Source organism: Methyloceanibacter caenitepidi (assembly GCF_000828475.1).
GTDB classification, from domain to species: Bacteria; Pseudomonadota; Alphaproteobacteria; order Rhizobiales; family Methyloligellaceae; genus Methyloceanibacter; species Methyloceanibacter caenitepidi.
This window is the reverse complement of record NZ_AP014648.1, coordinates 2,426,644-2,452,317: the sequence shown is the minus strand read 5'-3', so window position 1 is coordinate 2,452,317 and position 25,674 is coordinate 2,426,644. Positions and strand designations below refer to the sequence as shown.

The following is a 25,674-nucleotide window of genomic DNA, read 5'->3' as shown; positions in this document are numbered from 1 at the left end:
CGCCTCTGCTGGAAGCGACGAAATAAACATCAGAAATGCTGTCCCCAAAACAAAGTTTTTCATTACGTCCCCCTGTTGTTAGGGAGAACTATCGCAGGAACAATTTGCGATCCCGATAAGGAAAGCCTGAGTTTTGAAGGGGTGTTGGTAGGGCTTTTTTAGCGGCGACTACCCAAAGCTGAATGAGCTTGGTTACCCAGCCTTTTAGAAAGCCTAGTCTTAGGCAGCTTAGTGCCTGAATCTAATATACTTTCTTGCCTCGCGCGGGCGAGAGAAGACGCATAGCACCGAAAGAATTGGGAAAGGCTATTCTTGGGCTGGTTAGCCGAATGTACGAGCCAGGCTGTCCGGGTCCTGTACTTCGACAAACTCGATCGCGAAGCCTTCGTCATGATGACGGACCACTCTGCCGCGGTGCCGCGCCAGAACGACCAAGGAGTCGATATCGGGTCTCAGCTTGCTCGCGATGGATGCGCCGCTCAAGGAGATATCAATGACGCGGCATGCATGCACGGTGCCGGACGGCAGGATCAGCTTATGCTCCGCGATGCGCGGTGCGTAGCGCTCGTGGACGCGGTCCTCGATATTGTGCTCACCGCTGCTGTACCAGGTCAGAACATTGGCGATGCGTTCGCGCTTGCGGGCGCTGATCTTGAATTCCACGGCGAAGCCGCCCTCGAATGTCCTGGTGACCGTACCGTCCAGGCCGCCCATCTGCTCGATATAGGAGATGACCCGCTCCCCGACACGCGGCGAGAATGGGGCCCATAGGGCCATGCCGCCGGGGGACATGTTGAACACCTCGCACGGATACTCGTTGGTGTTCTCCACCATGAAGCGCCCGTTGAGCGACACGTCCATGCGCTTGAAGCGCCGACGTTCCTCCAGAATCTTCGGCCGATCGGTCTGACGTTTTGTCCGTTGGGACGTCGTCTCGAGTTCGGACTCTGGGGATATGGGAGTGCTCATGCCGCGCTCTGTTTATTATGCCTTCTCGCAGGCACTGCTCGATACAACCAGCAGCATAGATACGCCGCAAGCCATTAACGAATGGCTAAGCGTACTGGCAAAGAACCGTGCTTCGCGACAATTGTACGCATTGCGACGTTTCGGAGGTTCAGCGTGACAAGCCGCCCTGCACAACCCGGAATTTCCGCCGTGCCTCGAGGGCCGCTTCGGCATTGCTGGTGGGGAGCAAGCTGGGCGTGCCGTCAGGCCAAACAAGGCCGATGTCTCGAAGTTCCAGAGCAACGACGGGATCCGCCCCCATCCAGAACGGACGGTCCACGGCCGTTATGGCTCCCAGAATACGGTTGATCGACGATCCGGTATGGATGAGCGGCAATAGGGCGAACTCAAACGCCGCCTCGCGATTGTTCTCGGTGACTCCGAAGAAGGTCCCGTGACCGACCGCCCCCTCACTCACAATCGTTTGGAGTGTCGCGGAGATCGTGTGCCGGTCCTCGAGCGACCACAGGCTCAGGAATTCGGTACCGCGTAATTCGCGGCCGAAATGCTGGCAAACCTCGGTGCCGGCCAGGCGAAAACGGAAGGAAGTGACTCCGCTGCATTCGGCAATGAAGGTCTCCCGCAACAGTCCGGAGATCTGCGATGGGTCGACCTCAAAGCGTTGAGGCGCGATCCGGCCGTTGCGGATCGCGTTCCAATACGCGTAAAGCTTCGTGGTCGTTGCCTGCTGCATAAGGTACTCAACCAGTCCAGTTCGAAACACTCGTCGCTACGCACGGCTGCGTCCCGGGGCGGGTGCCGCAGAGGATCCGGTGCGATTGGGGCTAACGAAGCAGAGAGTGTGCCAGCGGGCGTGCCGGGCGCGGCCGGGGGCGGCTGGCGATGCCGTTAAGGTTGCCGCGCGTGCCAATTTTTCATGGAGTGCCGGATGCCGGCTAGAGAACCGATCTTGAACGTGCCGCGGGCGGTGACGCTTTCCGCCGGTGCGATGATCGCGATGCAGCTCCTTCTGAGTGTGCTGCCGCTTCAGACGGGACTCACTGTTTTCTTAAGTTTGGCAATGATTCCAGCCCGTTACACAGGCGCCGCCGCCGAGTTTCCGGGTGGCTACATTTCCGCCGTCAGCTCGTTCGTGACCTACATGGTGGTCCATGGCGGCTGGCTGCACCTAACCGTTAACGTCTTTTGGATGCTAGCCTTCGGCACGGCTGTTGCGCGCCGCGTGTCGACGGCGGCCTTTTTCCAGTTCTCGATCATCTGCGGGATCGTCGGCGCTCTGACCCACCTTGTCCTACATTGGGGCGAAGTGTCTCCCATGGTGGGCGCCTCGGCTGCCATTTCGGGACAGATGGCGGCGGCCTTGCGCTTCATCTTTTTCGCGCGGGGCGGACCGCAGGGTCAGGTTCCCGATTTCACGCATGTGCCGCTCGCAACCCTGAGCGAGACATTGAAGGACGGCCGGGTGATGGGGTTCGTCGTTTTCTGGCTGGTTCTGAACGCCTATTTCGGCCTTAGCGGCGCATCGTTCGGGACCGGACCCGAAAGCGAGATCGCGTGGGAAGCCCATGTGGGCGGGTTCGTAAGCGGCCTGTTGATCTTTGGTTATTTTGATGCGGTACGGCCCAATCCGGGCCCTTCGCAACTGCGGTAAGCATTGGAAATCTTCGAGTGTTTTCCAGACTGCTTGCGCGCGTCATAACTTGCCGACACAATGCTGCCGCAGTTGGATTCCGTTGAGCAGTGCCGGAGGAACACCCCCCATGAACGTCGCAGCGATCTTGAAGCTCAAGGGCAGGGACGTGTTGACGGCCCCCCCTAGCACCAAGTTGTTGGATATCGCCCGGATGCTCGGAGAGCGGAAGATCGGTTGCATTGTGATTGCCGACGACGATGGCAATGTGGTGGGCATTGTCTCGGAACGGGACATCGTTCAGGAACTGGCCCGTGCCGGCACATCCGTGATGGACGAGCCTGTCGAGGTCTGCATGACGAAATCCGTTGTGAGCTGCCGCGAGGCCGACACCACGGATCAACTCATGGGTGAAATGACCGCCCACCGCTTCCGCCATATGCCCGTTATAGAGCGCGGCCGCCTTGTCGGTCTCGTATCGATCGGTGACGTAGTGAGGATGCGCATCGCCGAGGCCGAGATGGAAGCCGCCGCCATGCGCGAGTACATCGCCACGGGCTGATCGACGTCCGCCAGATTTTGACAACGCACGTTTCTTGACCGCACTCTTTAGGCGGCGACCGCCTTCAGCGTGTGGCGTATCTCGTCCAGCTGAGACTCCGCAGCCTTCGCCCCCAGCGCTATCGCTTCGTTCGCGCGGTGAAAGTCGAACAGCGCGATGCGTCCTGTCTTGGGATTGATGGTGATGTCGGGCGGGTCGCCTGCGAGGCGCGAGCGCGCGATGCGGTCCTGCGTAATGTTGATCGCATCCATCATCACCGACGAGATGCCGGGTGCGCCCTTGCCGCGGCCGAACAACTGACGATGCAGCAGGCGAAGTGCGCCGCCGTCCTGCGCGGTGTCGGCGTTGGGCTGCAGCGCCGGAATTTCCATATCCTCCGGTTCGCTGAACGAGGCATGGTCATGGATCACACCGGCTTTGCCGAACGGATCGCTGGTCACGTTGACCGCGATCACGATGCGGGCGCCGAGGGCTCTGCAGACCGACACGGGAACCGGGTTGACCAGCGCGCCGTCGATCATCCATTGGCCGTTGATCTGCACCGGCTTGAAGATGCCGGGCAGGGCGAACGACGCGTTCAGCGCTGTGACGAGGTCGCCCTTGTTGAGCCAGACTTCATGCCCGGTCCCGAGTTCGGTGGCCACCGCCACGAAGCGCGGATCCAGATCCTCGATCCTCAGGCCTTTAAGATGATCCTGCAGCTCGCCGGAGAGGCGTTGGCCCGTGATCAGTCCCGATCCGGCGAGGTTGAAATCCAGAAAGCCGAAAATTTTCCGAGGCGTGAGCCGTCGCGCGAAGTCCTCGAGATGTCTCAGATTGCCAGTCACGAAACACGCGCCCGCGACGGCCCCGATCGAAGTGCCGGCCACGACATCCGGCTCTAAGCCGGCAGCGATCAGTGTATTTAGAACGCCGATGTGCGCCCATCCGCGGGCGGAGCCGCCACCTAGGGCTAAGCCGACAGTTGGTCTTGCCATTCTCAAAGCCTCTTACGGGAGATATGGGTCCCGTATCGACACGCCGCAACGCTGCAAGCACGTTACCGCAAGACGTGCGCCAACGCGGCTCGAACCGCAACCCGTGCCGCGAGTCAATTGGAACAGTACCGCGTGGTATTTAAGGTTTCGTTTTGGGCGAGGGGTCGCCGTACACCTCGGCCGGGTCGAACTGACGGTCGGTGTGCACCATGACCAGTTTCCTGCCGGCCGCCTTGCCGAACGGGACGCGGCGGTAGAAGCACGAGACACGGCCCGTATGGCAGCACGCGCCGGCGCCCGTCATTTCGGCGGTCAGCCAGAGCACGTCCTGATCGCAGTCGACCCGCATCTCTACAATGCGGAGCGTGTTCCCGCTCGTTTCGCCCTTGCGCCACAATGCCTTGCGCGAGCGGGACCAGAAATGAGCTTCGCCGGTCTCGATGGTGCGGTCCAAGGCCTCGTCGTTCATATAGGCGAACATCAAGACCTCGCCGGTCTCCGCCGCCGTCACAATGGCCGGCACCAGACCGTCGGCGTCGAAAGCAGGCGCAAACGTGTCGCCTTCCTCGAGCTCGGTCTTATCCGCGATTGTCGGGAACCTTTGAGCGTCGGTCACCGCAAAGTCTTCCTATTGCGGCTATCGCGCGCTTCTTCTAGCGTCCGCGATCCACCGCCAACTGCATGAAACGGGCTTGTTGCGCCGGGTCTTCCTTGAAGACGCCGGTGAACTGCGTCGTGATGGTGGCGACGCCCGGCTTGCGCACACCGCGCATCGACATGCACTGATGAACGGCCTCGATCATCACCGCGACGCCCTTCGGCTTCAGCACACGATCGATCGTCTCCGCGATCTGCGCCGTCATCGTCTCCTGCGTCTGCAGGCGGCGGCCGAACACTTCCACAACACGCGCAAGCTTGGAGAGACCCACGACCCGATCGGTCGGGAAGTAGGCGATATGCGCCTTGCCGATGAAGGGCACCATATGGTGTTCGCAATGGGAGTTCAGCTCGATGTCGCGCAGCATGACGATGTCGTCATAGCCGCCGACGTCGTCGAACGTCCGGGACAGCACCTCGATCGGGTCGTCCTTGTAGCCGGCAAAAAACTCGTCATAGGCGCCGACAACGCGCTTCGGCGTGTCGCGCAGGCCCTCGCGCTCCGGATCATCGCCGGCGTAGGCGATCAAGGTCCGCACGGCCCTTTCCGCTTCCTCGCGGGAAGGACGGGTGATCTGCGGTCCCTTGCCAATCTCGATGCCCGCATAGAGCTTCCGCCCTGGACGTGTGTCGGTCTTCGTAGCCATGACGTGACAGATCCTTCCGGTTGTCTAAGCGCTTGATTTTCTTTCAAAGAGAAAGATCCCGCAAGGCGAATGACGCAAGGTGCGGCAGCGCGGCAACGGGCGCGTAGAAGATAATTTCCTCCGAGCATATATAGTGCGTATCACCCGCCTGCAACCCGAGGCGGGAACCAGAGCAACACGTGCAGCACTTCCAAAGAGGATTTTCATGACGCGGCCAGAGGACATCTACAGCGATCGATTGCTTGCCCTGGCTGCGGCAATGCCCCGGACGGAGCGCTTGGCCGCGCCGCAGGCGACGGCCCGGGCTCACTCGAAACTCTGTGGCAGCACGGTCGAGGTCGACCTTGTGATGGATGGCGATGTCGTCACCGGCTACGGGCAGACGGTGCGGGCATGCCTCCTCGGTCAAACGGCTGCGTCTGTGATGGGCCGCGAGATCGTCGGTTCGACCGCCACGGAATTGCGTGCGGTCGGTGCTGCGATGCGCGCGATGCTGAAGCAGGGCGGTCCGCCTCCCACCGGCCGCTGGGAAGATTTGGCGCTCCTCGAGTCCGTCCGCGACTACAAGGCCCGTCAGCCGTCGACGCTTCTTGTCTTCGATGCGGTCGAAGATGCCATCGGTCAGATCGAGGCCATGAGCGTCGCGGCCGAACAGCCGTCCGTTTGAGAACGAGACATGAGCGACACGAAGCCCACCAAAATCGAGGCGATGGCGGTTTCGGCGCGGACGGGCAGCATCTACCCGGCCCCGTTCGACGAGCCGGTCGCCGGGCGGATCAAACGAGCACTGGGCAACGCTCTTGGGCTGAACCAATTCGGCGTCAATTTGGTCACGCTTGCCCCTGGCGCGTGGTCCTCACAACGTCACTGGCATGAAAACGAGGACGAGTTCGTATACATCCTCGAGGGAACGGCCACGCTGATTACCGACGATGGAGAGTCGACGCTGGAGGCCGGTACGGCGGCGGGCTTCCCGGCGGGCCAGCCGGATGGGCATCATTTGGTGAACAGGAGCGACGCTTCCGTCGTCTATCTCGAAGTCGGCACGCGAGCGCGTGAAGAAACGGCGCATTACAGCGACATCGACATGAAAGCCCGCCGCGACGGAACCGGGGCGTTCGCGTTTACGCGCAAGGACGGCACACCAATCCCATGAACCCGCCTTCGACATGGATCCCGCGGGTTTGGGGGCGGCAGATCGCGAAGGCGGTGATGCTCGCCCCGATCATGGCCTATCGCTACACCTTCTCCGCGCTGGTCGGCGGCCATTGCCGCCACCTGCCTACATGCTCGGACTACGCGCGCGAAGCCATCGATCTGAACGGCGCTTGGAAAGGGGGGTGGCTGACCCTGGCGCGGCTGTGCCGCTGCAACCCCTTGGGAAGCCACGGGCACGATCCGGTGCCGGATAGCCGCACGGAACGCCATCCCTTCGCGCCCTGGCGCTACGGCCGGTGGCGTATCGGGGCCTGAATAGCTAGATACGGGTGACAAGACGGGTGACTTCGCCTGCGATTCCCGTTAGAACCCGCCGCCTACCCAACCATTCCATCTTACCTGCGCTCGTACGCAGGATTGAGAGGAGAGACGCTATGATTTCCCTAAAGTTTCCCGATGGTTCCGCACGCGACTTCGAATCCGGAGTCACGGGGCGCGACGTCGCCGCCTCAATCTCCAAATCGCTCGAGAAAAACGCGGTCGCGGTCGTGGTCGACGGCGCCATCCGCGATCTCGGCGAGCCGATCCAGAACGATGGCGACATCCGCATCGTCAAGCGCACCGATCCGGAGGCGCTGACGCTGATCCGTCACGACGCGGCGCATGTGATGGCCGAAGCCGTCCAAGCGCTCTACCCGGACACGCAAGTCACCATCGGTCCGGTGATCGAAAACGGGTTCTATTACGACTTCGCACGCGATGAGTCGTTCACGCCCGAAGACCTGCCGGTCATCGAGAAGAAGATGGCGCAGATCATCGCCTCCAATCACCCGTTCACGGTGGAGGTTTGGAGCCGCGAGAAAGCCAAGAAGGTCTTCGCTGAGAAGGGTGAGCACTTCAAGGTCGAGCTCGTCGACGCGATTCCCGAGGGTGAGGACGTCAAGATCTATCACCAGGGCGATTGGTTCGACCTGTGCCGCGGCCCGCATATGGATACGACCGGCCGCATCGGGAAGGGCTTCAAGCTGCTCAAGATCGCGGGCGCCTATTGGCGCGGCGATTCGAACAACCCGATGCTTCAGCGCATCTACGGCACGGCCTGGGCGAACGAGGACGACCTCAAGGCCTATCTCCATCAGTTGGAGGAGGCCGAGAAGCGCGACCATCGCCGCTTGGGGCGCGAGATGGACCTGTTCCACTTCCAGGAGGAGGCTCCGGGCGCTGTGTTCTGGCATGCCAAGGGCTGGTCCCTGTTCCAGGCGCTGATCGGCTATATGCGCCGTCGGCAGCAGGAGTGGGGTTATGTCGAGGTGAATTCACCCGACATGATGGAACGCACGCTCTGGGAGCAGTCGGGCCATTGGGAGAAGTTCCAGGAGAACATGTACATCGCCGAAACGCCGGACGATCGCGTGTTCTGCTGCAAGCCCATGAACTGCCCCGGCCATGTGCAGATCTTCAAGAACGGCCTCAAGAGCTATCGCGACCTTCCGTTGCGGATCGCCGAGTTCGGCAAGGTGCACCGTTACGAGCCGTCGGGGGCGCTGCATGGTCTGTTGCGGGTTCGACATTTCACGCAGGACGATGCGCATATCTTCTGCACGGAAGATCAGATCACAGAGGAATGCGTGAAGCTCAATGAGCAGGTTCTCTCGATCTACCGCGATTTCGGATTCGAGGATGTGCGGATCAAATTCTCCGACCGTCCCGAGAAGCGCGTCGGCGCGGACGAAGTCTGGGACAAGGCCGAGGCCGCGCTGAAGCGCGCGGTTGAGGCCGCGGGCCTGTCATACGAGCTGAACCCGGGCGAGGGCGCCTTCTACGGACCAAAGCTCGAATACGTGCTGCGCGATGCCATCGGGCGTGACTGGCAGTGCGGCACGGTCCAGGTCGATCTGAACATGCCGGAGCGGCTTGGGGCGTACTATATCGGCGCCGACGGAGAGAAGACGGTCCCCGTCATGATCCATCGCGCCATGTTCGGGTCGCTGGAGCGCTTCACGGGCATTCTCGTGGAGCACCATGCTGGCCATCTGCCGCTTTGGCTCTCGCCGGTGCAGGCCGTCGTGGCGACGATCGTGTCCGATGCGAACGACTATGCGCAAACGGTGCTGGAGCGGCTCAAGGCGGCGGGGCTGCGCGCGGAAGCCGATCTTCGCAACGAGAAGATCAACTACAAGGTCCGCGAGCATTCCGTGGCCAAGGTGCCGGTCATTCTGGTCGCCGGCAAGCGCGAGGCAGAGGAGGGCACGGTCTCCGTGCGCCGTCTCGGTTCGCAAAAACAGGAAGTGATGAGCCTGGACGATGCGGTGGCGATGATCGAGGCCGAGTCGGTTCCGCCCGATGCCAAGCCGTCGGACGGTGCTGCGAAAGCAGCCTAGTCTGCGGCGATTGCCCTAGCGCGATGGCCGCAGCAAAGCGCCCGGGTTTAGAAGCGGGCCATTGGGGTCGGCGGGGTTCGAGAATCCGTCGACGCCAAAGGCACCCGCCGGCGGCGGTCCGGCGTAGCCGCTCGTACCGGGGCGCGGCGCTTCCGGCGGTTCCAGCAGGACCTGGAGCTCCTTCGCCGACGTAGGCCCATCCTCGATCGCGACTTCGATCTGTTTGTCGTTGCCCGGCTCGATGGTGAACTTGCGCGAGTAGGATTTCTCTCCGTGCTTTGCGATCACCGCGTAGTTGCCGGCGGCGAGGATATGGGTCGGGAGAGCGCCCACGGTGGTTTTCACGGTGTCGCCCGCGGATGTGAGGATCTGCCATTCCGTGTCCGCCAAGGCTTCGCCGCCGCGGCTCTGAACCAACCGGAAGGTTATTTTCGCGCCGGTGTGCTTGATGGTCGCCTCCGTGATGCGTCCCGGTTCGACGGTCACGTCGACGCCGACATTGGCGTTCGCATCGCCGTATAGGCTGTTGATATGATAGGCGCCGGCATTGAGGCGCACGACCTTGTTCGGCGCGGCATCGGCGAGGATCGTTTCGCGCTTCCCGAACTGATCGATCTCGTCCGATTGAATGTCGAAATCGACGTCGCCCTCCGGGCAGTCCTCGCCCGTGGCCAGCACGGCCTTCAACGTCAAACCGCCCGTATTGAGAACGAAAGTTTCTTTTTTCTCCGCTCCGCCCTCGACCCGGATCTTCTTGGTCAGATTGGAAAGGCCGTAAGCGGCGTTCACGAGATACTCGCCCGGCAGCAGGGTCATGGACGGGGCGGCTTCGCGGTGGGTGCTGATGAGCTTGAACCCGCCATCGGCCTCGGCCTCGGCATGGAAAATTCTCCAAATGAGGCCCGATCGCAGCCGCGGACCAGCTTCCGTCGCCAGGGCGCGGAACGAGACCGGGACAGGTTGGGCCGGCGGTGTCGGGATGGGAGCAGGCGGCAGCACCTCAATGATGCTCTCGGCCGTGTTGACAGTGTTGATGCCGCTGGATTTCGACGGTGGGGACTTTGCCGGCGCGGCCGACGTTCTCGGCGGCATGGCCGCTGCTGGCGCGGCCGCGACGGGAGGGGGCGCCGGTGCGGCGACGGGTGCATCGATCGCCGCGAACACGGCGCCGAGGGCAACGTCGAATCCTTGCTCGTTCGTCGCGGCGACGAATTTTCCGCCGGTCGCCTCGGCCATACAGGCGAGCGGTTGGATGTCTTGCGGCTGCGTGCTCAAGCCCACCACGTGAATGCGCAGATCCTTCTGTTGCTCCTTTAGCGTCCGAGCCATCGCGCAAGGATCCGCCTTGCAGGTATCCGCGCCGCCAGCGATCAGAACGACGTTGAGCGGTTGTCCGTCAGATCCAAGCTTGGCGGCTTCCTCGACGGAAGCGGCAACCGGCGCTTGGCCTTTCGGCGTGACCTTGCCGAGCAGCGGGTCGGCGGTCGAGGCTTTCAACTCGCCGGGCTTGGCAAGGGCTTCGATATCGGTACAGCTCGAGGCTTCGCGATGGCCGAAGGCGACAAGCCCGAGGGCTCGCTTCTCGCCTTGAGTGGCGATTGCCTTGGATAGAACGCCGGTGACGCTGTCGATCTTTGCGTTGTCACCGACCTTCTCGGTCATGCCTTGGGAGCCGTCGACCACGATCACGGCGGCTTGGGAGGCGGGCACGGCAGGCTCTTCGGCCGCCGCTGGCACGGCGCCGAAGACGAGAACGGGCAAAAGCAAAAGCCTTCGCGCCGCTAGGACCTGTCCCCGCATACCGATTCTCTTTCAGAATTCGCTTCCCTACGCCGGCCCAGTATAGGCTTTGTCGGCGACCCACTCCTGTAAATTGACGCGGAATGAGGCCGATTTTTGGAAGACGCTCCCTGTACGGCAGTCCAATTGGCCCCATTGTTAGCGCAGCCGTTTCGCGATATGCACCGGGCCCTTAGCCAACACAGCGCATATTATGTCCAAACCTACGATCGAACATCTGCTGACCCGCCGGTCGGTGTCGGCTAATGCCCTCGGTGACCCCGGTCCGGATTCGGCCCAGCTCGATAGAATCCTGACCGCCGCAGCCCGGGTTCCGGACCACAAGAAGCTGGTGCCCTGGCGTTTCATCCTCTTTCAAGGAGATGCCCGGGAGGCCTTCGGACGCGTCTTGGCCGACATCTGCCGTCAGGAAGAGCCGGCCTCGAGCGCCGTTCGCTTGGAGATGGAGGCGAAGCGGTTCCTGCGCGCGCCGCTTGTGATCGCCGTGATCTCCCGCATCACGTCTCCGTCGCCGGTGCCGGAATGGGAGCAAGTCCTGTCGGCCGGCGCCGCCTGCCAGAACCTCGTCGTGGCAGCCAGTGCGCTCGGCTTCGGGGTCAACTGGGTGACGGAATGGTGCGCCTACAGCGTCGGGGTGCGGCAGGCGCTCGGCCTTCAGGAGAATGAGAAGGTTGCGGGCTTCGTTTATATTGGCACGGCCGATGGTAAACCGGACGAGAGGCCGCGTCCGGCGCTGGACGAGATCGTATCGGCGTGGCAGCCCTGATCGATGTTGAATTGGCTTAGACCGGCTTTACGGTAGGCATCATGTTCTACGACGCAGTCTCCAATTCCCACGGGCTTACCCGCGACCCCTTCATGGCGCTCGTCAGTCCGCGGCCCATTGGGTGGATTTCCACGCTGGACGCGGAAGGGGTCGTGAATCTCGCGCCCTACAGCTTCTTCAACGCGGTCTCGACCAATCCGCATTTCGTGATGTTCTCGTCGGGGGGCCGCAAGGACAGTCAGCGCAACGCGGAGGAGACGGGCGAGTTCGTGTGCTCGCTTGCCACCTACGATTTGCGCGACGCGATGAACCGGACGTCGAAGCACGTGGAACCTCACGTGGACGAGATGGTGTTGGCCGGCCTCAGCCCCGCGCCGTCCACCATCGTCGCGCCGCCCCGGGTGGCTGAATCGCCGGTTGCCTTCGAATGCAGGTACTGGCGGACAATCGAGCTTCCGGGCGTGGACGGAGGGCCGGGAAACCATGCCATCGTGCTGGGCCAAGTGGTGGGCATCCATATCGACGACGACGCTCTGGTCGACGGTCGGGTCGACGTCACGAAGCTGCGCCCGATCGCCCGGCTGGGTTATCAGGACTACGCGGTGATCGACGAGGTGTTCGAGCTCGGCGGCTCTCAGTAATCGAATTGTTCGGCGAGGATACGTTCGGCGAGCGTATGTCCGGGATCGAACATCATGAAGATATCGATCGCGCTCGCTTCGGCGATCTCCACCGCCACCACATTCCTGAATTCGGTGTGGTCGGCCACGGCGCTGACCGGGCGCTTGTCGTGCTCCAAAACCTCGATCAAGACGCGCGCTTCGTTGGGCAGGAGCGCACCGCGCCATCGCCGGGGCCGGAACGGGCTGATCGGTGTCAGGGCCAAGAGCGGCGCCGTGATCGGTAGAATGGGGCCGTGGGCGGACAGGTTGTAGGCCGTGCTGCCGGCCGGCGTTGATACCAGGACGCCGTCACATATCAGCTCGCCCAGCCGCGTGGTCCCATCGACACCGATCTTGAGCTTGGCCGCTTGGTGGATTTGGCGGAACAGCGAGACTTCATTGATTGCAAGGGCTTCGTGCGTTTCCCCGTTACGGTCGCGGACGACCATGCGCAGTGGATGGATGACGGTGATCTCCGCCGCGGCCAAACGCTCCTTCAGCCGGTTCTCCTTGTAGTCGTTGAGCAGGAAGCCCACCGAGCCCCGATTCATGCCGTAGATCGGGATGTTGCTGTGAAGGTGGTCATGCATGGTCTGAAGCATCAGGCCATCGCCGCCGAGCGCGACGATTGCATCTGCGTCCTTGGGCGGCACATTGCCATAGCGTTTGACGAGCGCAGCGTATGCGTCTTCCGCATCGCGCGTCTCGCTGGCCACGAAGGCGATCTTTTCGAAATCGGCCATGACAGGTCTGTTGTGCATCCAACCGCCCATTGAGGGAGGCCACACTAAAGCTGTGGTGTTAATGTCGTGCAAGTGCCACTTACGACGGAGGCTTAACGAGTATCGCCGTCTTGCGTGACGTGGGACAGTGACGAAACGCCTCTTCAGAAGGGCGGCAAGGGAGCCAACATGGACGATACCGATCTTCCGGTTCTGATCTACGCGACCTTTCCCAGCATCGACGAAGCCAAAAACATCGGCGGCGCACTGGTCGACGCGCGGCTTGCGGCATGTGTGAACGTGTTCCCCGGCATGGTCTCCATTTATGAATGGGAAGGCGCGCGGGAGACGGCTGAGGAGGTCGCCATGATTATCAAGACCCGCAAAGGGCTGACGGAGCAGGTCATGGCCGAGGTCAAGCGGCTGCATCCTTACGACCTGCCGGCACTGCTTGTGTTGCCGACGGAAGGCGGAAGCGCCGAGTACTGCGCTTGGATCGTTCGGGAAACGCAAGGAACCAACACATAGGTGGGGGGCCTCATGGGGCACGTACTGGCCATCGATCAGGGAACCACCAGCACGCGGGCGATCGCCTTCGATGAGGTGGGGCGTCCGGGGGCATCGGCGGTGCGGCCGTTGAACCAGATCTTTCCGAAACCGGGCTGGGTCGAACACGATCCGAACGAAATTTGGAAGGCGGTTCGCGAGGTCTGCCGCGCGGTTATCGGCGAGGTTGGCGCATCGAATATCGCCGCGCTCGGGATCACCAACCAACGCGAGACGACCGTGGTGTGGGATCGCGCGACCGGCGAGCCGCTCCACAATGCCATCGTTTGGCAGGACCGGCGTACGGCGCCGCTTTGCGAAGAGCTCGAGCGGGAAGGGTGGGGCGCGCATGTCACGGAGACCACGGGTCTGCTGATCGACCCGTACTTCTCGGCCACCAAAATGGCTTGGCTCCTGGCGAACGTTCCGGGGCTACGCGAAAAGGCTGAGCGCAACGAGGTTTGCTTCGGCACCATCGACAGCTTCCTGCTTTTCAAGCTGACGGGCGGGGCCCTGCATGTGACCGATGCGACGAACGCGGCCCGCACGATGCTGTTCGACATCCGCAAAGGTCAATGGGACCCCAAGCTTCTCGACCGGCTCGGTATTCCCGCCGGCATCTTGCCCGAGGTGCGCGACAATCGCGGCGACTTCGGTGAGGCGCTTGCGGACGCATTCGGTACGGTGCTGCCAATTCGCGGCGTTGCGGGCGATCAGCAGGCCGCCGCCAAAGGCCAGGCCTGCGTTCGCCCCAGCATGATCAAGGCGACCTACGGAACCGGCTGCTTCGTCGTCGCCAATACCGGGGACAGGCAGCTGAACTCGGTCAACCGCATGTTGTCCACGGTGTTGTGGCAGTTGGACAGCGCGCGCACGTTCGCTTTGGAGGGGTCGATCTTCATGGCCGGCGCCACCATTCAATGGCTGCGCGACAATCTCGGGCTCATCGCGGAAGCTGCCGATAGCGAAGACCTGGCCAAGGAGGCCAATCCCGACAGCGGCGTCTATCTGGTGCCGGCGTTTCAGGGGCTCGGCGCACCGGTCTGGGACGCGGGAGCACGGGGGGCCATCGTCGGGTTGTCTCGTGCCTCGGGCAAGGCCGACATTGTCGCCGCCGGGCTCGAGTCGGTCGCCTTTCAGACCCGCGACCTGCTGGGCGCCATGCGGCAGGACATGGCCGGGGCGGGGATCGGCGAGACCGGTGTGCTGCGTGTGGACGGCGGGATGACCGCCAATGGCTGGGCCATGCAGCGGCTCGCCGATATTCTCGGTGAAGAGGTCGAAGTGGCCCCGATCGCTGAAACGACAGCCCTCGGCGCCGCCTATTTCGCTGGTCAGGCGGCTGGCGTTTACGGCGACGATGCGGCGCTTGCACGGACGTGGGAGCCGTTCAGACGGTACGAGCCGCAGATGGCCGAGCGCGAGCGTGAAGCGCGCTACGCCGGCTGGCTCGAAGCCGTGGACAGGGTCCGTAGCGGAAGAGCGTAGCGGCGATTTCTTATCCCATCAGGCTTGGATTCCAAGGCCCGGGCGAGTGTTAACGCCTTGGGAATCCTTTGCGGGCAAGCTTGATGCGAGAGGTGGTGGCCTGTGATCGCTGCCGCGCGCGTCATCGAGTATTGCGTTGGAGTTGCCCGTGTCCGCGAGACAGAATGTCCTCAAGCAGGTCTCAGAAAGCCTTGTCACGTCCGGGCTTTACAGCAAGCCGGCGGCTTTGGTCTTGCTTGCCAAACAGTTCGTGGGCTTCGGTCCGCGCCTGCCCGATCCGGAGAAGGCGCTGTGTCAGCCCGAAGGGCAGGCCGGACGCTGTTCGTCGCTCGACGTGCCCACCATGGTCGCGGCCTACGCGAAAGGGCTCTATCCCCAGGAGAACAAGTGGTGGGCTCCCGCCGAGCGCGCCGTGTCGTTTCCCGAGAACGTCCGCATTTCACAGCGCGTCTGGCGTTTGCTGCAGACGCAGGCCTATGGCGTCACGTTCGACACGGACTTCGCGGCGGTGCTTCGCGGCTGCGCGGTCGAGGAGGGGCTAGTCGAGGTCTTCACGGCACTGCATCGCGCAGGTTATGCGCACTCGGTCGAAGCTTGGGACCGCAGCGGCCGCCTCGCGGGCGGTCTGTTCGGACTTGCGATCGGACGGGCGTTCTTCACCGAAGGCTTGTTCGCGCGGGAGCGCGATGCGGCAAATGTGGGTTTCGTGACGTTGAGCTGTCATTTGCAGCACTGGGGCTTCACGCTCAACGACGGCAAGCGCATGCGCGGACATCTCAGCCAGCTCGGTTTCGTAGCGGTGCCCCGCTTCGCCTTCAACGGGCTCTTGTCCAAGGCCGTGCTTCATCCAAGCCGGGTGGGCAAGTGGGGCGTGGAAACGGGTCTCGATGCCGCTCATTGGAATCCGCGCTATGCCGGGACGGGCAAGGCGACCGGTCAATCGCGCCGGAGCGGCAACGACACGCTGCATCCGTCGGCCTAATCGTCTGTGCGGATCACCGCGAAACGCGCCTGCTCATCGCTTTGTGCCGAAGAATGTGCGGGCGAGGGCGTTTTTGCTTGCATTGTCGTATCGCCCGGCCATGATCGGTCACAATTCAACCCCGTGAATTTCCGATACGCCTTTGTCTTTACTGGAAAATTTGGCGCCCAAGCGCCCGCAGAACATTGACGTCGCAACGCTCGGGCGCGACGCCATGGCGGGGACGATCTCGGCGATCGTCAACATCGCCTATTGCATCTCGTTCAGCGCCCTAATTTTCCAAGGCTCTATCGCCGCCGGATTCCCGCTCGGACTGGCCGCGCTCATCATGGGCACTATGGTGACCGGCGTCGTCGTGTCCCTGACCACGACGCTCGTTCCCGCCGATGCGGGGCCCGATACGCCCGCCGTCGCCGTTATGAGCGTGTTGGCAACCACGGTGGCCGCGGGGCTCGCCGCGAAGGGCGCGGACACCGAAACGATGATCATCAACGTAATGGTCGCCATCACGGTCAGCACGTTTCTCACCGGCGCCGTGTTGTTCGGGCTCGGCGGGCTGAAGCTCGGTCAGTGGCTGCGCTTCGTTCCGTTTCCGGTGATCGGCGGCTTCTTGGCCGCATCGGGGTTATTGCTCATCACCGGCGGCGTCGAAGTCATCACCGGCAGCAACCTCACTCTGTCGCCGTCGAGCTGGGCTGTCATGGCGGATATGCGCTTCGCGCCGCAGATCGCCGTGGGGCTCGCCTTCGCCTTCTTCATCGTCCTGCTCAAGCGCTGGATGGACGACTATCTGACGCTGCCCATCGCCTTCGTCGTTTTCCTTGTCGTGTTGAATGCCATTCTGATGTGGTTCGTGGCCGACCCTGACACCCAGGCGGACTGGTATCTGGCGGCCGTCGGCGCCTTGCAGCTCTGGTGGCCCATCGGCGCTCTGTCGACCCACGATATCGATTGGGGCGTCATGGCGCTGAGCAGTGCGGAAATCGGCGCCGTCTGCGGCGTGACGGCGATATCGATGCTGCTCGACGTTTCGAGCCTCGAAGTCGCCAGGCAGAAATCCGCCGATCTCGACAAGGAGTTTCGCACCAACGGGCTCGCCAATGTGCTGGCTTCCGTGCTCGGCGGCGTGGCCGGCAATCTGTCGCTCAACAACAGCCTGCTGCTGCAACAGGCGGGCGCGGTGACGCGGATCAGCGGTGTGTCGGTTGCGGTCGTGTGCGGCTTGGTGCTGTTCGCCGGCGCCGATGTGGGCAGCTTCGTACCCAAGGCGATCCTGGGCGGCATGCTGGCCTATCTCGGCACGATGATTCTGATCGAAGCGCTCGTGCATTCGCCGGCGCAGCGGTCGCGCACGGACCTTGCGCTCGCCATCGCGATTGCGCTCGTCATTCTCTATTTCGGCTATCTGGTGGGCGTGGTGCTGGGCGTCATCGGCGCCTGCCTGCTGTTCGCGCTCTCATACAGCCGGATCGGCGTGATCCGCCGTCACCTGACCCGCTACGAGCTGTCTAGCAGCGTGGACCGTTCGCCGGAGCAAGCGCGCCTCCTCCAGGAGGAAGGCAAGCGCGTCCACGTGTTCTGGCTGTCCGGCTTCATCTTCTTCGGATCCTCGAACGGGCTCTTCGAGCGGATCCGGCGCGAGATCGAGGAGCAGAAAGAGAAACCGGTCGGCTATATCGTGCTCGACTTCAGCGCAGTGCAGGGTCTGGACACGTCGGCCGTCTTGAGCCTCGTCAAGCTGCGCAACTATTGCGAGGAGCGTGACGTCACGCTCGTCTTCAGTGGGCTGAGCGATTCCATGCACGCCGCGTTCCTGGGCGCTGGATTTTTCGGTACGGACCGGCCGCATCAGGCGTTCCCGACCCGCAACGACGCGGTCGAATGGTGCGAGGACATGGTGTTGCTGTATCACGAGGTCGGCGAAGCATCCTCGCACACCTTCGAGACCTGGCTGCAGAACGAACTCGGTGGGGATATCACCTTCGAGCGGGTCGAGCCCTATATGACCCGGCGTGAGTTGGATAGTGGCGCCGTTCTCTTCCGGCAGGGGGAGCCGTCGGACTCCGTCGTGTTCCAGGCATCAGGGTGCGTCGCGATCACGATTGAAGGCGAATACGGGCGGTCCATCCGTCTACGGCGTATGCTGGGTCATACGGTCGTCGGCGAAATGGGTTTCTACCGCGACGTGCCGCGCGGCGCGAACGTGGTCGCGGAGAGCGCGAGCGTCGTTTACATCCTGACCCGCGAGTCCTTCGACAAGATGCAGGACGAAGATCCGGGTGCAGCGGCGTCTCTGCACAAGCTCATTATCCGGCTCTTGTCCGACCGGCTCGATTTCGCCAACCGCGAGATATCCGCTCTGCATTAGGCTTGGAGCTTGCCAACAGCCGCCGCGCCGGACCATGGGCACCTGTCCGCGCGCTCAAAACGGCGCCGGCGGCCGGTCAGCTAATCGCGGCCGGCGGTTCGAAGAACACGAGCGCGGTCTTGTCTTCGCCTTTCGCCCGGTACATCGCGATATCGGCGTGATGGATAATCTCCTCCGGCGTGGAGCCATTTTGGGGAATGAGCGCCACGCCGATCGAGGCGCTGGGCTCGTGGGAGCGTCCGCCGACCCGAATCTCGCTGTCCAGCGTGGCCATCATGCGCTGACCAATGGCGCGGGCGGTGTCGTGATCGACATCATAGGAGAGGAGGGCGAATTCGTCGCCGCCGAGCCGCGCCAGCAGATCGCTTGGCCGGGCCGCGGACTGAAATCGCCCGGCGACGGCTTGCAGGACGCGGTCTCCCATGGCGTGCCCATAAACATCGTTGATGCGTTTGAAGCCGTTCAAATCGATCATGAAAAACGCGTGCCTCCGTCCACTGGCCGCGGAGGCGATCGCCGCCGCCAGAGCCGAATCCAACTCGCGGCGATTTGCGAGCCCCGTCAGGGAGTCATGGGATGCAAGCGTGCGCAGCTGCCGCATCTGAGATCGCGTCACGGCACGGCGCGCCGTGTCATACCTGACCTCGCGCAGCCGCCGGACAGCGAAGGCACAAATGCACAAAGCGAGCAGGACGGTGAGCGCCATTGCCTCGGCAAGCGAGATCTTGCGCTGGGGGTCGGAAAGCTCGGCGCTGAACCAGAAGAGGTTGTATTGTAGCGCGAGCAGTGCCCCCACGAGCAAGACGCTGGCGAGGAGCAGGGCGTCCTGTATGCTCGGACGTGGATTGTCGGCGATGGAACGTATCAACGGTCTGAGTCCGCGTGTCGTCACAATGGAACTCTCCCGAGCGGTTGAGCCGAGCGGCGGTAGAGTTGAAGATACTACCGTGAAGCCCGCAATGCCGCAGGAAGTCAAGGGTGTGCTTTGGGATGCAGCGCTAGCGCCTGAAAACCGGCCCCAAAGCCGGTTGCTTTGACAGTCTGTGATGCCAGTGAGATGCTCTGTCTTTGCGATCGGAGCAACGCGATGACAAAATCACCACTACTCATTGCAGGCGCCGCGCTCTTCCTGACGGCGCTTGTGCCGGCCACGGCGTCGGCGGGGCGGGTCCGAGTCTATGTCGGACCGCCCTATGGCTACGTATATCCCCGGCATAGTGACGACTATCTCCAATACCGGAACGAGCATCCGCGATTCAGGGACGGCAACGACTATCCGCAAGGGTACACCGTCTACCGTGTGCCCAAGCGGTATCTCAGACGGCAATCGCGCCGCTATTGGCGCGGCTGGTAAGTCTACGCCGGCATAGGCGCCTCGACTTTCCGCGCAAGGCATTCCGGTCAGGTCTTGGTCACGCCCTTAGGCCGCATCGTTCGGCCTGCGCAGCGGGAAGCCGATTGGGGGCTTGCACAAGAACCCTGGAGGTAAGCGATGAAAAGCTTTCTGAGCGTGTTGGCGTCAATGCTGCTCGTGTCAATGGCGCAAGCCTCATCGCTACCGGGCGACAGCGCCAACGGAAAGCGTCTGTACGACACGCATTGCACGGAGTGCCACGACACGAGCGTTCTCTCGCGCTCGGACCGCGCCGTTCAGTCTCTGGATCAGTTGAGGGAGCAACTATCCAGCTGCAGTCATATGGCGAACGCCGAGTTTTCGGCGGACGAAACGCGGGACCTGCTCAAATATTTGAACGACGAGTTCTACCACTTCGCCAGCGACCGTTAGCTCGCGGCGCGTTCGAGAAACTCGTCGACGAAAGCGTCCAAAGCGCTCCAGTCCGTGAACTCGCGATCGCCTCCGTCCTCGGCGGCCAGCCCCCGCTTCATGACGATGAACTTCACGACCTGCTCCTGGAAATAGTCGTACTCGGTAAAGCGGACGGCTCCCCCCAATAGGAGAGTCATGCGCGGCTGCCATCCGGTCAGCTCGACAAACTGATCGACGTAGCGTTGCGCCTCGGGCCGGGTTTCCTCCAGCGCTGCCGACAGGCTGACCGAAATAAACGCCGACGGGCACGAATCCAGCTGTTCGCTGTGGGCGGTCGCGAAGTTTTTGACGGCCTTTTGGTGCTGTTCTTGGTGCACGGACCCCGCGAGTACTACGGCTTGAAAGTCATTGAGGTCAACGTTGGCATCCGACTCGGCGGCGTCGAGCACTTCGACGGCATGTCCCCGATCGGACACGTCCTTGGCCACGTGCTCGGCAACCTTCCGCGTTTGCCCCTCGGTGGTTCCATAGACGATCAATACATTCACGATGTGCCTCCCGCAGCCGCTCGTTCACCGTTGGACGAACCAATCGCGGCGCTGAGCATACAATTCGGGCCGGGCGCTGCCCAGGGCACACGTTCTGTCTGCGGTTCAGCTCATTGCCCAGACGAGCGCGGCGACGATGCCGACATAGGTCAGGCCGTGTGCGAGCTGGTCGAGGCCGAGCGCATGCCAATAGTTCGCCGTTTGCGGCGTCGCCTTCATACGGCGGCCGAACTGCTCCTTGGCCCAATCCACATGGTAGTGGACGACGAACTCTCCCAGCGCGATCCAGAGCGCCAGCATCAAGGAGGCGGGGGCCAGCACCAGATACGCGAGCGGCGTCAGCGCCACATGAATCCCCGCGTGCACGAAGCCGCCCGGATGACCGTACGTCCCCTTGTTGCAGTATTGGAATGGGGTCTGAAGGAAGAAGTCCGCCACGGTGTGCTTGATCATCAAGATGGCGATCGCGGCGAGGCAAAGAATGGCAATCTTAGGCATAGGAACGTTCGACTGTAGGCGTTTGGCGTATTGCGTTGGTGGATGGGCTGCTCGAATGGATTATTTGGAGGCTGCTTGCGTGCTGCCGTCCCAATTGTCCGGCGGGGGCGTGATACGAAATGCATCGATGCGCTGGCGATAGAGCGCGTAAAGACCTTTCAGCTTGTCGCCGCCTAATGTTTCGCATTCGGCCAGTAGCACCTTGGCGCCGTCCCAGTCCATAGCGCGGTATTTGGACAGGAAGTCCTGGTGCTTGGCGGCGAGAGCTCCGAAGGCCTCGCTCTGCCGGACGGCGTCGTCGCCCAGCAGACCGAAGATGCGGGTGGCCGCTGTCTTGCCTTTGACCTTCAACAGGTCGAGTTCGAGGAAGGCGAAATCCGGCGCGCGGGCCGCAGTCTCCTCGCCGACAATGATCACGAGGTCGTAGGTCTTCGACTGGCCCTCGAGGCGGGAAGCGACGTTCACGTTGTCGCCGATAACCGAATAGTCGAACCGCGTTTCCGAACCGAGATTGCCGACACAGCAAACGCCCGTGTTCAGGCCGATGCCGAGCTTCACGGGCTTGTACTCACGGCCGGCTTCCTCTGCGGCCTTCTGCCAGCGCTCGTTCAGAACTGCCATCTCGTCGACCATGCGAAGCGCGGCGGCGCAGGCGTGTCCGGGATGGTAGGGGTCGTCGAGCGGCGCGTTCCAAAAGGCCATCAACGCATCGCCCATGAATTTGTCGATCGTGCCTTCCTCGTCGAGGATGATGTTGCTGAGCGGCGTGAACAGGTCGTTGAGAAAGCGGGTGAGCTCCTCCGCATCCAGCCCCTCCGATATTGTGGTGAAACCGCGCACGTCGCTGAAGAGAAGCGTCATGTCGCGATTCTCGCCGCCGAGCTTGAGCCGCTCGGGATCGTCCGCCAACCGTTCCACGAGAGCGGGAGCCATGTAGTGCGAGAAGGCGTTGCGCACGCGATTGCGTTCGCGCTCGGTCCGCAAGAAGACGAACGAAGAGCCGGTGAGATAGATCGCCGTCAAGGCGATCGTCGGATAGACCGGATCGACCAGCCATCCCCAGCTGTTGAACGCGTGCCACGACAGCCAGACGACGAAGGCCACGGCGAGCCCGCCGAGCACGGCGCTGCCCAGCGCCCCCGCCCGGTAGATCAGCACGGCGATCAGGAGGCCGAGGACGAGGATATAAAGTAGTTCCGCCGGCGTCGCGAAATCGGGCCGCATGAGGTAGCTGCCGCGGATGATCTGTTCCACGGCCTGAGCGTGCAGTTCGACGCCGGGTACGGAGGCTTCGAGCGGCGTCGCACGAAGGTCCAGCAGGCCCGCGGCGCTGGTGCCGATCAGAAGAATGCGTCCTGCGATCGCTTCTTCACCCAGCTCGCCGTTCAAAATCTTCCAGGCCGGCAGATAACGATCGCGGGTCTGCGGCGAAAAATGGAGCCACATTTGGCCGTTCGCATCGGTCGGAATTTCGAAATCGCCGACGCGGACCTTGACGATGCCGGTCTGCTCGCCAAACGCCTTCTCGCCGCTCGCACCGGAGGACTTGACCACATAGGTTGACGCGCCTTGGGCGACGCGCAGGAGATCGGCGGAAAAAGACGGATACAGCGTTTCGTCGAGGGTCACGAGAATGGGCATGCGCCGGATAATCTGGTCGTATTCCGGGACCCAGTTGAGCGCGCCGGCGCCGACCGCGGGGGTCTGCAGTTCCTTGAGACTCGACGTCGCGCCGGGGTAGTGGGGCGCGAACAGGCGCGGGTCGTCGCCGCCGAAGGAGATGCCCGCCTTGGCTTCGGGCAAGGCATGCTGGTTCATGGGCGAAGCGATGAAGCCCATCACGACCGGCGCCGTGCCGATGGTCTCGCCGAAAATCTCGTCATTGGAGGGAAGCGCGTCGAGCTCGGTTTTGAGCTGGGTGAGCTGGTCCGACTGAGGCCAGAACTTTACGGCATTGGCCGGGGACATCCGGTCCGGTTCCGGGAACACCATATCGAAGCCGACCGTGGCGGCGCCGGCATCGCGCAGTTTGGCCAACAGGTCGCTCAGGACCGTCCGAGGCCAGGGCCATTGGCCGATCCGTTGCAGCGACTCCTCGTCGATATCGACGATGCGGACCGGCAGTTCCGGGTCGAACTTGAGGGGAGCCAGGCGCTGGTAGGAGTCGAAGACGAGGGATCTCAGCCGGGCCACGGGCGTGGGGTCCCAGACGCGCAGCACCAGGGAAGCCAGAATCGCGGCCCCGATGATGAGGCTATAAAGAAGGCGTGGACCCATCCCGCTCGTAATTCCGTCGTTTTCGGCCGGGCGAGGGGCCCGCAGCGGCCAGACCCTATCGGCTGATACGGGCCTGTCAATTGGCGCGCCGGTACGCGGACGGGCAGTCCAAAAAACGAAACGCCCCGATACGGGGCGTTTCAGCTGTCTTTAGTCGGAGAACCAGTTCGGGCGCAGGTTGCGCCAGACGGCTTCGGTTTCGAAGTTGAGATTGTTCTGAAACTTGTCTTTGGCCTTGGCGGTCTGTGCGGACTTGGATTTCCGCTTGATCACCGTCGGCTCGTTGGAATAGCGCGGCGTGCCGTCGATCCAGTAGGCCTTGCCGCGGTCGGCCATGGCCGGATTGCTGTTGGCGGCGAGAACGGCCACGCCAAGAACGAGGCCAAAGACGGAAAGGGTCAGCTGCTTCATCAGTTCGGTCATCATCGTCGGGTCCTCCGGGGCGAAAGATCGCCGATCGGCGGTTGGGGGTCTGCCGTATATGGTGGGGGGCATGACCAGGATCAACGTGGCCTTGTACGGGGTGTGACGAACGTCACAGTTCCCAAATAACGCAGTATTTATCGTGCGAGGCGCCAGTTTCCGCTAATATCCGCCAAATGCGCCAAATCAGATGGCCGGTCCGCCGGCTGCCCGGTTTGTGGGGTGCCGGGCGCGATAGAAGAAGAATGCTGGTTTTCTCGCGGCTGCCGGTCGTCCTCGTGGCCGTGCTTCCGGCCGCACTGGTCGCATTTATTGTTTCTCAGCCATCGTCGCCGGCCCGGGCGGGGCGTTTCCTGCCGGAGGTCGACAATCCCTACTGCAACATCCGGACCTACAAGCTCCGCGGAGTCGAGGAGCAAGCCTCCTCCATGACGGATCGCCTCGGGCGTCCCGTTATCGTTGTCAACGCCATGACGCTGCGGGATCAGCCGAGTTACAGCCGATTTCTGTTGGCGCATGAGTGCTGCCACCACACGCTCGGCCATGTGGCGAACGCCAAGAAGGGGCTGGGTCATGTCGGACCGCAGGCCTTCTATTACATAGCCCCAGCGTTGAAGCGCATGGAACTCGAGGCCGACTGCTGCGCTGTGCGCCTTCTCCGCGAACGGCGCGAGGATGACGGTATCGACGCCGGGTCGGTTGCGATGGCCGAATTCGGCGACAACCCCACCGGTGCGTACTACCCGACAGGTTTGGAACGGGTGGACAACATCCGCCGTTGCGCAGGGGTCGACCCATAAACCGAAGCAAAGGGGCGCCGGTTCCCAGAGGTTGCCCTTGCTCCGGGATTGCAGTCGTCGTTTAAGACGGTCTCGAACCCTGACTTACTTCGACGCGTGCGCGGCTGGTCGATCCGGCCCGGACAGAGGAGACAGCGCAGGACGCGCGGCAGAGGAACGCCCTTGAGCAAAGCTCGATCACGAACGAGGAGCGCGGCTGCGCGGCGGGGCGGTCCAGTTTGGGCGGCCGTTGTGCTGGCCGTCGTGTTCGTGTGTGCCGCCGGTCAAGCGCGCGCCATGGAGGCGGGCGTCCTGCGCGTTTGCGCCGATCCCGACAACATGCCGTTCTCGAACGACAAGGGGGAAGGCTTTGAAAACAAGCTTGCCAAGCTCATTGCCGACCGTCTGGACCTCAAACTCGTCTACACATGGTTCCCGGAGGACACCGGCTACGTCCCGAATACGGTCGGAGAGAACGCCTGCGCGATGGTGATGGGCTATGCGCAAGGCACGGGGCTGATCGAAGATTCGAACCCTTACTACTACGCATCCTACGTTCTTATTACGCGCGCCGACGATGCGGCGTTGGACGGCGTAATCTCGTTGTCGGATCCAAGGCTCAAATCGAAGCGCATCGGGCTCGTCGCGCGCACGCCGCCGGCGAGCATCCTTGCCATGCACGGCCTGATCGCGAATGCCAAACCGTTCGACGCGCGCTCCGGTGAGAGTCAGTCCGCGATTGCTCAAAAAATGATTGCGGAGATCGTTTCGGGAGAGCTCGATGCGGGGCTTCTTTGGGGACCCATCGGCGGCTACTACGCCGCTCTTTCCGATGTCCCTCTGAACGTCGTGCCGTTGGTAAAGGAGCGCGCGGGGCCGGCGACGTTTTATCCAATCACGCTCGGCATTCGTCCGAACGAACCTCAGTTCAAGCATCAGGTGAACAAGGTCCTGGCCGAGAACGCGGACGAGATCCTAGCGATCCTTGAGGACTACGATGTCCCGGTTCTAGACCGGGAGGGGCACCTTCTGACGACGGAAGGCGCCGCGCCGGCCGTTCAATAAG

At 62.6% G+C, this 25,674-nt stretch carries 28 protein-coding genes; 16 read left to right on the top strand and 12 right to left on the bottom strand.

Annotated features, from left to right (window positions below; all coding sequences use genetic code 11):
• Positions 1-321 precede the first annotated feature (321 nt).
• Both GL4_RS11555 and GL4_RS11550 read right to left on the bottom strand, forming a co-directional pair.
• Positions 322-969: a PilZ domain-containing protein gene (locus GL4_RS11555; RefSeq protein ID WP_045367702.1), complete on the bottom strand. Its 648-nt coding sequence runs from the start codon at positions 967-969 to the stop codon at positions 322-324.
• Between the two features lie 148 nt (positions 970-1,117).
• Positions 1,118-1,702, bottom strand: coding sequence for a PAS domain-containing protein (locus GL4_RS11550; protein WP_045367699.1), 585 nt, complete (start codon positions 1,700-1,702; stop codon positions 1,118-1,120).
• Positions 1,703-1,897: 195 nt separating this feature from the next.
• On the opposite strand from GL4_RS11550, the gene GL4_RS11545 reads away from it, so the two are divergent.
• Together GL4_RS11545 and GL4_RS11540 are read left to right on the top strand one after the other, a co-directional pair.
• The gene (locus tag GL4_RS11545) at positions 1,898-2,620 is read left to right on the top strand and encodes a rhomboid family intramembrane serine protease (RefSeq protein ID WP_172653344.1); all 723 of its coding nucleotides are present in this window, start codon (positions 1,898-1,900) and stop codon (positions 2,618-2,620) included.
• A gap of 109 nt (positions 2,621-2,729) precedes the next feature.
• Positions 2,730-3,161, top strand: a complete 432-nt coding sequence (locus GL4_RS11540) for a CBS domain-containing protein (RefSeq protein ID WP_045367693.1) — start codon at positions 2,730-2,732, stop codon at positions 3,159-3,161.
• A 47-nt stretch (positions 3,162-3,208) separates the two neighbouring features.
• Here GL4_RS11540 and GL4_RS11535 read toward each other — a convergent pair whose 3' ends face one another.
• The 3 genes from GL4_RS11535 to folE all read right to left on the bottom strand — a co-directional run bounded on the left by GL4_RS11535 (position 3,209) and on the right by folE (position 5,442).
• The gene (locus tag GL4_RS11535) at positions 3,209-4,138 is read right to left on the bottom strand and encodes a patatin-like phospholipase family protein (protein ID WP_045367690.1); all 930 of its coding nucleotides are present in this window, start codon (positions 4,136-4,138) and stop codon (positions 3,209-3,211) included.
• 139 nt (positions 4,139-4,277) lie between these two features.
• Positions 4,278-4,754: a phosphoribosyl-AMP cyclohydrolase gene (gene hisI, locus GL4_RS11530; RefSeq protein WP_045367688.1), complete on the bottom strand. Its 477-nt coding sequence runs from the start codon at positions 4,752-4,754 to the stop codon at positions 4,278-4,280.
• A gap of 37 nt (positions 4,755-4,791) precedes the next feature.
• The gene (gene folE / locus GL4_RS11525) at positions 4,792-5,442 is read right to left on the bottom strand and encodes a GTP cyclohydrolase I FolE (protein ID WP_045367685.1); all 651 of its coding nucleotides are present in this window, start codon (positions 5,440-5,442) and stop codon (positions 4,792-4,794) included.
• A gap of 205 nt (positions 5,443-5,647) precedes the next feature.
• Here folE and GL4_RS11520 point away from each other — a divergent pair, with 205 nt between their 5' ends.
• From GL4_RS11520 to thrS, 4 genes are all read left to right on the top strand, one after another.
• Complete coding sequence (locus GL4_RS11520; protein ID WP_045367682.1) at positions 5,648-6,109, top strand: iron-sulfur cluster assembly scaffold protein; 462 nt, start codon at positions 5,648-5,650, stop codon at positions 6,107-6,109.
• 9 nt (positions 6,110-6,118) lie between these two features.
• Complete coding sequence (locus GL4_RS11515) at positions 6,119-6,598, top strand: cupin domain-containing protein (RefSeq protein ID WP_045367680.1); 480 nt, start codon at positions 6,119-6,121, stop codon at positions 6,596-6,598.
• The gene (yidD, locus tag GL4_RS11510) at positions 6,595-6,915 is read left to right on the top strand and encodes a membrane protein insertion efficiency factor YidD (protein ID WP_082025629.1); all 321 of its coding nucleotides are present in this window, start codon (positions 6,595-6,597) and stop codon (positions 6,913-6,915) included. Before GL4_RS11515 ends, yidD begins: the two co-directional genes overlap by 4 nt.
• Positions 6,916-7,034: 119 nt before the next feature.
• Entirely contained in the window at positions 7,035-8,981 is a 1,947-nt protein-coding gene (gene thrS / locus GL4_RS11505; RefSeq protein ID WP_045367677.1) for a threonine--tRNA ligase, read from the top strand.
• A 15-nt stretch (positions 8,982-8,996) separates the two neighbouring features.
• On the opposite strand, the gene GL4_RS16805 is transcribed toward thrS, so the two are convergent.
• A complete protein-coding gene (locus GL4_RS16805; protein ID WP_052464419.1) occupies positions 8,997-10,742 on the bottom strand; it encodes a vWA domain-containing protein in 1,746 nt (581 codons plus the stop codon).
• Positions 10,743-10,974: 232 nt separating this feature from the next.
• Here GL4_RS16805 and GL4_RS11485 point away from each other — a divergent pair, with 232 nt between their 5' ends.
• Together GL4_RS11485 and GL4_RS11480 are read left to right on the top strand one after the other, a co-directional pair.
• Complete coding sequence (locus GL4_RS11485) at positions 10,975-11,547, top strand: nitroreductase family protein (protein WP_045367668.1); 573 nt, start codon at positions 10,975-10,977, stop codon at positions 11,545-11,547.
• A 41-nt stretch (positions 11,548-11,588) separates the two neighbouring features.
• Positions 11,589-12,188 carry a flavin reductase family protein gene (locus GL4_RS11480; RefSeq protein ID WP_045367665.1) on the top strand — a complete coding sequence of 200 codons (600 nt, stop codon included), beginning with the start codon at positions 11,589-11,591 and terminating at the stop codon, positions 12,186-12,188.
• On the opposite strand, the gene GL4_RS11475 is transcribed toward GL4_RS11480, so the two are convergent.
• A complete protein-coding gene (locus GL4_RS11475) occupies positions 12,182-12,952 on the bottom strand; it encodes an NAD kinase (RefSeq protein WP_045367662.1) in 771 nt (256 codons plus the stop codon). The genes GL4_RS11480 and GL4_RS11475 overlap by 7 nt on opposite strands.
• 168 nt (positions 12,953-13,120) lie before the next feature.
• Between GL4_RS11475 and cutA the strand changes: the two genes are divergently transcribed.
• The 4 genes from cutA (at position 13,121) to GL4_RS11455 (ending at position 18,315) form a co-directional block, all read left to right on the top strand.
• Positions 13,121-13,459: a divalent-cation tolerance protein CutA gene (gene cutA / locus GL4_RS11470; protein ID WP_045370014.1), complete on the top strand. Its 339-nt coding sequence runs from the start codon at positions 13,121-13,123 to the stop codon at positions 13,457-13,459.
• 12 nt (positions 13,460-13,471) lie between these two features.
• A complete protein-coding gene (gene glpK / locus GL4_RS11465; protein WP_045370012.1) occupies positions 13,472-14,965 on the top strand; it encodes a glycerol kinase GlpK in 1,494 nt (497 codons plus the stop codon).
• A 148-nt stretch (positions 14,966-15,113) separates the two neighbouring features.
• Entirely contained in the window at positions 15,114-15,947 is an 834-nt protein-coding gene (locus GL4_RS11460; protein ID WP_156137548.1) for a leucyl/phenylalanyl-tRNA--protein transferase, read from the top strand.
• Positions 15,948-16,161: 214 nt separating this feature from the next.
• Positions 16,162-18,315 (top strand): SulP family inorganic anion transporter, encoded by a 2,154-nt coding sequence (locus tag GL4_RS11455; protein WP_156137546.1) that lies wholly within the window; start codon positions 16,162-16,164, stop codon positions 18,313-18,315.
• 76 nt (positions 18,316-18,391) lie between these two features.
• Here GL4_RS11455 and GL4_RS11450 read toward each other — a convergent pair whose 3' ends face one another.
• On the bottom strand, positions 18,392-19,207 hold the full coding sequence (locus tag GL4_RS11450) for a GGDEF domain-containing protein (protein WP_156137544.1): 816 nt from the start codon (positions 19,205-19,207) through the stop codon (positions 18,392-18,394).
• 195 nt (positions 19,208-19,402) lie between these two features.
• Here GL4_RS11450 and GL4_RS11445 point away from each other — a divergent pair, with 195 nt between their 5' ends.
• A complete protein-coding gene (locus GL4_RS11445; RefSeq protein ID WP_156137543.1) occupies positions 19,403-19,669 on the top strand; it encodes a hypothetical protein in 267 nt (88 codons plus the stop codon).
• Between the two features lie 138 nt (positions 19,670-19,807).
• Positions 19,808-20,101, top strand: coding sequence for a cytochrome c family protein (locus GL4_RS11440; RefSeq protein WP_045367652.1), 294 nt, complete (start codon positions 19,808-19,810; stop codon positions 20,099-20,101).
• Here GL4_RS11440 and GL4_RS11435 read toward each other — a convergent pair.
• The 4 genes from GL4_RS11435 to GL4_RS11420 form a co-directional block, all read right to left on the bottom strand.
• Entirely contained in the window at positions 20,098-20,631 is a 534-nt protein-coding gene (locus GL4_RS11435) for a flavodoxin domain-containing protein (protein ID WP_052464415.1), read from the bottom strand. The genes GL4_RS11440 and GL4_RS11435 overlap by 4 nt on opposite strands.
• 105 nt (positions 20,632-20,736) lie before the next feature.
• The gene (locus tag GL4_RS11430) at positions 20,737-21,129 is read right to left on the bottom strand and encodes a DUF3307 domain-containing protein (protein WP_045367647.1); all 393 of its coding nucleotides are present in this window, start codon (positions 21,127-21,129) and stop codon (positions 20,737-20,739) included.
• A 60-nt stretch (positions 21,130-21,189) separates the two neighbouring features.
• Positions 21,190-23,406 carry a CHASE2 domain-containing protein gene (locus tag GL4_RS11425; RefSeq protein WP_045367645.1) on the bottom strand — a complete coding sequence of 739 codons (2,217 nt, stop codon included), beginning with the start codon at positions 23,404-23,406 and terminating at the stop codon, positions 21,190-21,192.
• 150 nt (positions 23,407-23,556) lie between these two features.
• Positions 23,557-23,832, bottom strand: coding sequence for a hypothetical protein (locus GL4_RS11420; protein WP_045367643.1), 276 nt, complete (start codon positions 23,830-23,832; stop codon positions 23,557-23,559).
• Positions 23,833-24,074: 242 nt separating this feature from the next.
• On the opposite strand from GL4_RS11420, the gene GL4_RS11415 reads away from it, so the two are divergent.
• A complete protein-coding gene (locus GL4_RS11415; protein ID WP_045367641.1) occupies positions 24,075-24,629 on the top strand; it encodes a M48 family metalloprotease in 555 nt (184 codons plus the stop codon).
• Positions 24,630-24,860: 231 nt separating this feature from the next.
• Positions 24,861-25,673, top strand: coding sequence for a quinoprotein dehydrogenase-associated putative ABC transporter substrate-binding protein (locus GL4_RS11410; RefSeq protein ID WP_045367638.1), 813 nt, complete (start codon positions 24,861-24,863; stop codon positions 25,671-25,673).
• Position 25,674 lies beyond the last annotated feature (1 nt).

Coding starts and splice junctions, on each gene's coding strand:
- GL4_RS11455 (WP_156137546.1), top strand. CDS start 16,162: ATGGCGGGGACGATCTCGGCGATCGTCAACATCGCCTATTGCATCTCG.
- thrS (WP_045367677.1), top strand. CDS start 7,035: ATGATTTCCCTAAAGTTTCCCGATGGTTCCGCACGCGACTTCGAATCC.
- GL4_RS11475 (WP_045367662.1), bottom strand. CDS start 12,952: ATGGCCGATTTCGAAAAGATCGCCTTCGTGGCCAGCGAGACGCGCGAT.
- GL4_RS11515 (WP_045367680.1), top strand. CDS start 6,119: ATGAGCGACACGAAGCCCACCAAAATCGAGGCGATGGCGGTTTCGGCG.
- GL4_RS11550 (WP_045367699.1), bottom strand. CDS start 1,702: ATGCAGCAGGCAACGACCACGAAGCTTTACGCGTATTGGAACGCGATC.
- GL4_RS11430 (WP_045367647.1), bottom strand. CDS start 21,129: ATGCCTAAGATTGCCATTCTTTGCCTCGCCGCGATCGCCATCTTGATG.
- GL4_RS11440 (WP_045367652.1), top strand. CDS start 19,808: ATGAAAAGCTTTCTGAGCGTGTTGGCGTCAATGCTGCTCGTGTCAATG.
- GL4_RS11485 (WP_045367668.1), top strand. CDS start 10,975: ATGTCCAAACCTACGATCGAACATCTGCTGACCCGCCGGTCGGTGTCG.
- cutA (WP_045370014.1), top strand. CDS start 13,121: ATGGACGATACCGATCTTCCGGTTCTGATCTACGCGACCTTTCCCAGC.
- yidD (WP_082025629.1), top strand. CDS start 6,595: ATGAACCCGCCTTCGACATGGATCCCGCGGGTTTGGGGGCGGCAGATC.
- GL4_RS11425 (WP_045367645.1), bottom strand. CDS start 23,406: ATGGGTCCACGCCTTCTTTATAGCCTCATCATCGGGGCCGCGATTCTG.
- GL4_RS11540 (WP_045367693.1), top strand. CDS start 2,730: ATGAACGTCGCAGCGATCTTGAAGCTCAAGGGCAGGGACGTGTTGACG.
- folE (WP_045367685.1), bottom strand. CDS start 5,442: ATGGCTACGAAGACCGACACACGTCCAGGGCGGAAGCTCTATGCGGGC.
- glpK (WP_045370012.1), top strand. CDS start 13,472: ATGGGGCACGTACTGGCCATCGATCAGGGAACCACCAGCACGCGGGCG.
- GL4_RS11535 (WP_045367690.1), bottom strand. CDS start 4,138: ATGGCAAGACCAACTGTCGGCTTAGCCCTAGGTGGCGGCTCCGCCCGC.
- GL4_RS11415 (WP_045367641.1), top strand. CDS start 24,075: ATGCTGGTTTTCTCGCGGCTGCCGGTCGTCCTCGTGGCCGTGCTTCCG.
- GL4_RS11420 (WP_045367643.1), bottom strand. CDS start 23,832: ATGATGACCGAACTGATGAAGCAGCTGACCCTTTCCGTCTTTGGCCTC.
- GL4_RS11545 (WP_172653344.1), top strand. CDS start 1,898: ATGCCGGCTAGAGAACCGATCTTGAACGTGCCGCGGGCGGTGACGCTT.
- GL4_RS11480 (WP_045367665.1), top strand. CDS start 11,589: ATGTTCTACGACGCAGTCTCCAATTCCCACGGGCTTACCCGCGACCCC.
- GL4_RS11520 (WP_045367682.1), top strand. CDS start 5,648: ATGACGCGGCCAGAGGACATCTACAGCGATCGATTGCTTGCCCTGGCT.
- GL4_RS11555 (WP_045367702.1), bottom strand. CDS start 969: ATGAGCACTCCCATATCCCCAGAGTCCGAACTCGAGACGACGTCCCAA.
- GL4_RS11445 (WP_156137543.1), top strand. CDS start 19,403: ATGACAAAATCACCACTACTCATTGCAGGCGCCGCGCTCTTCCTGACG.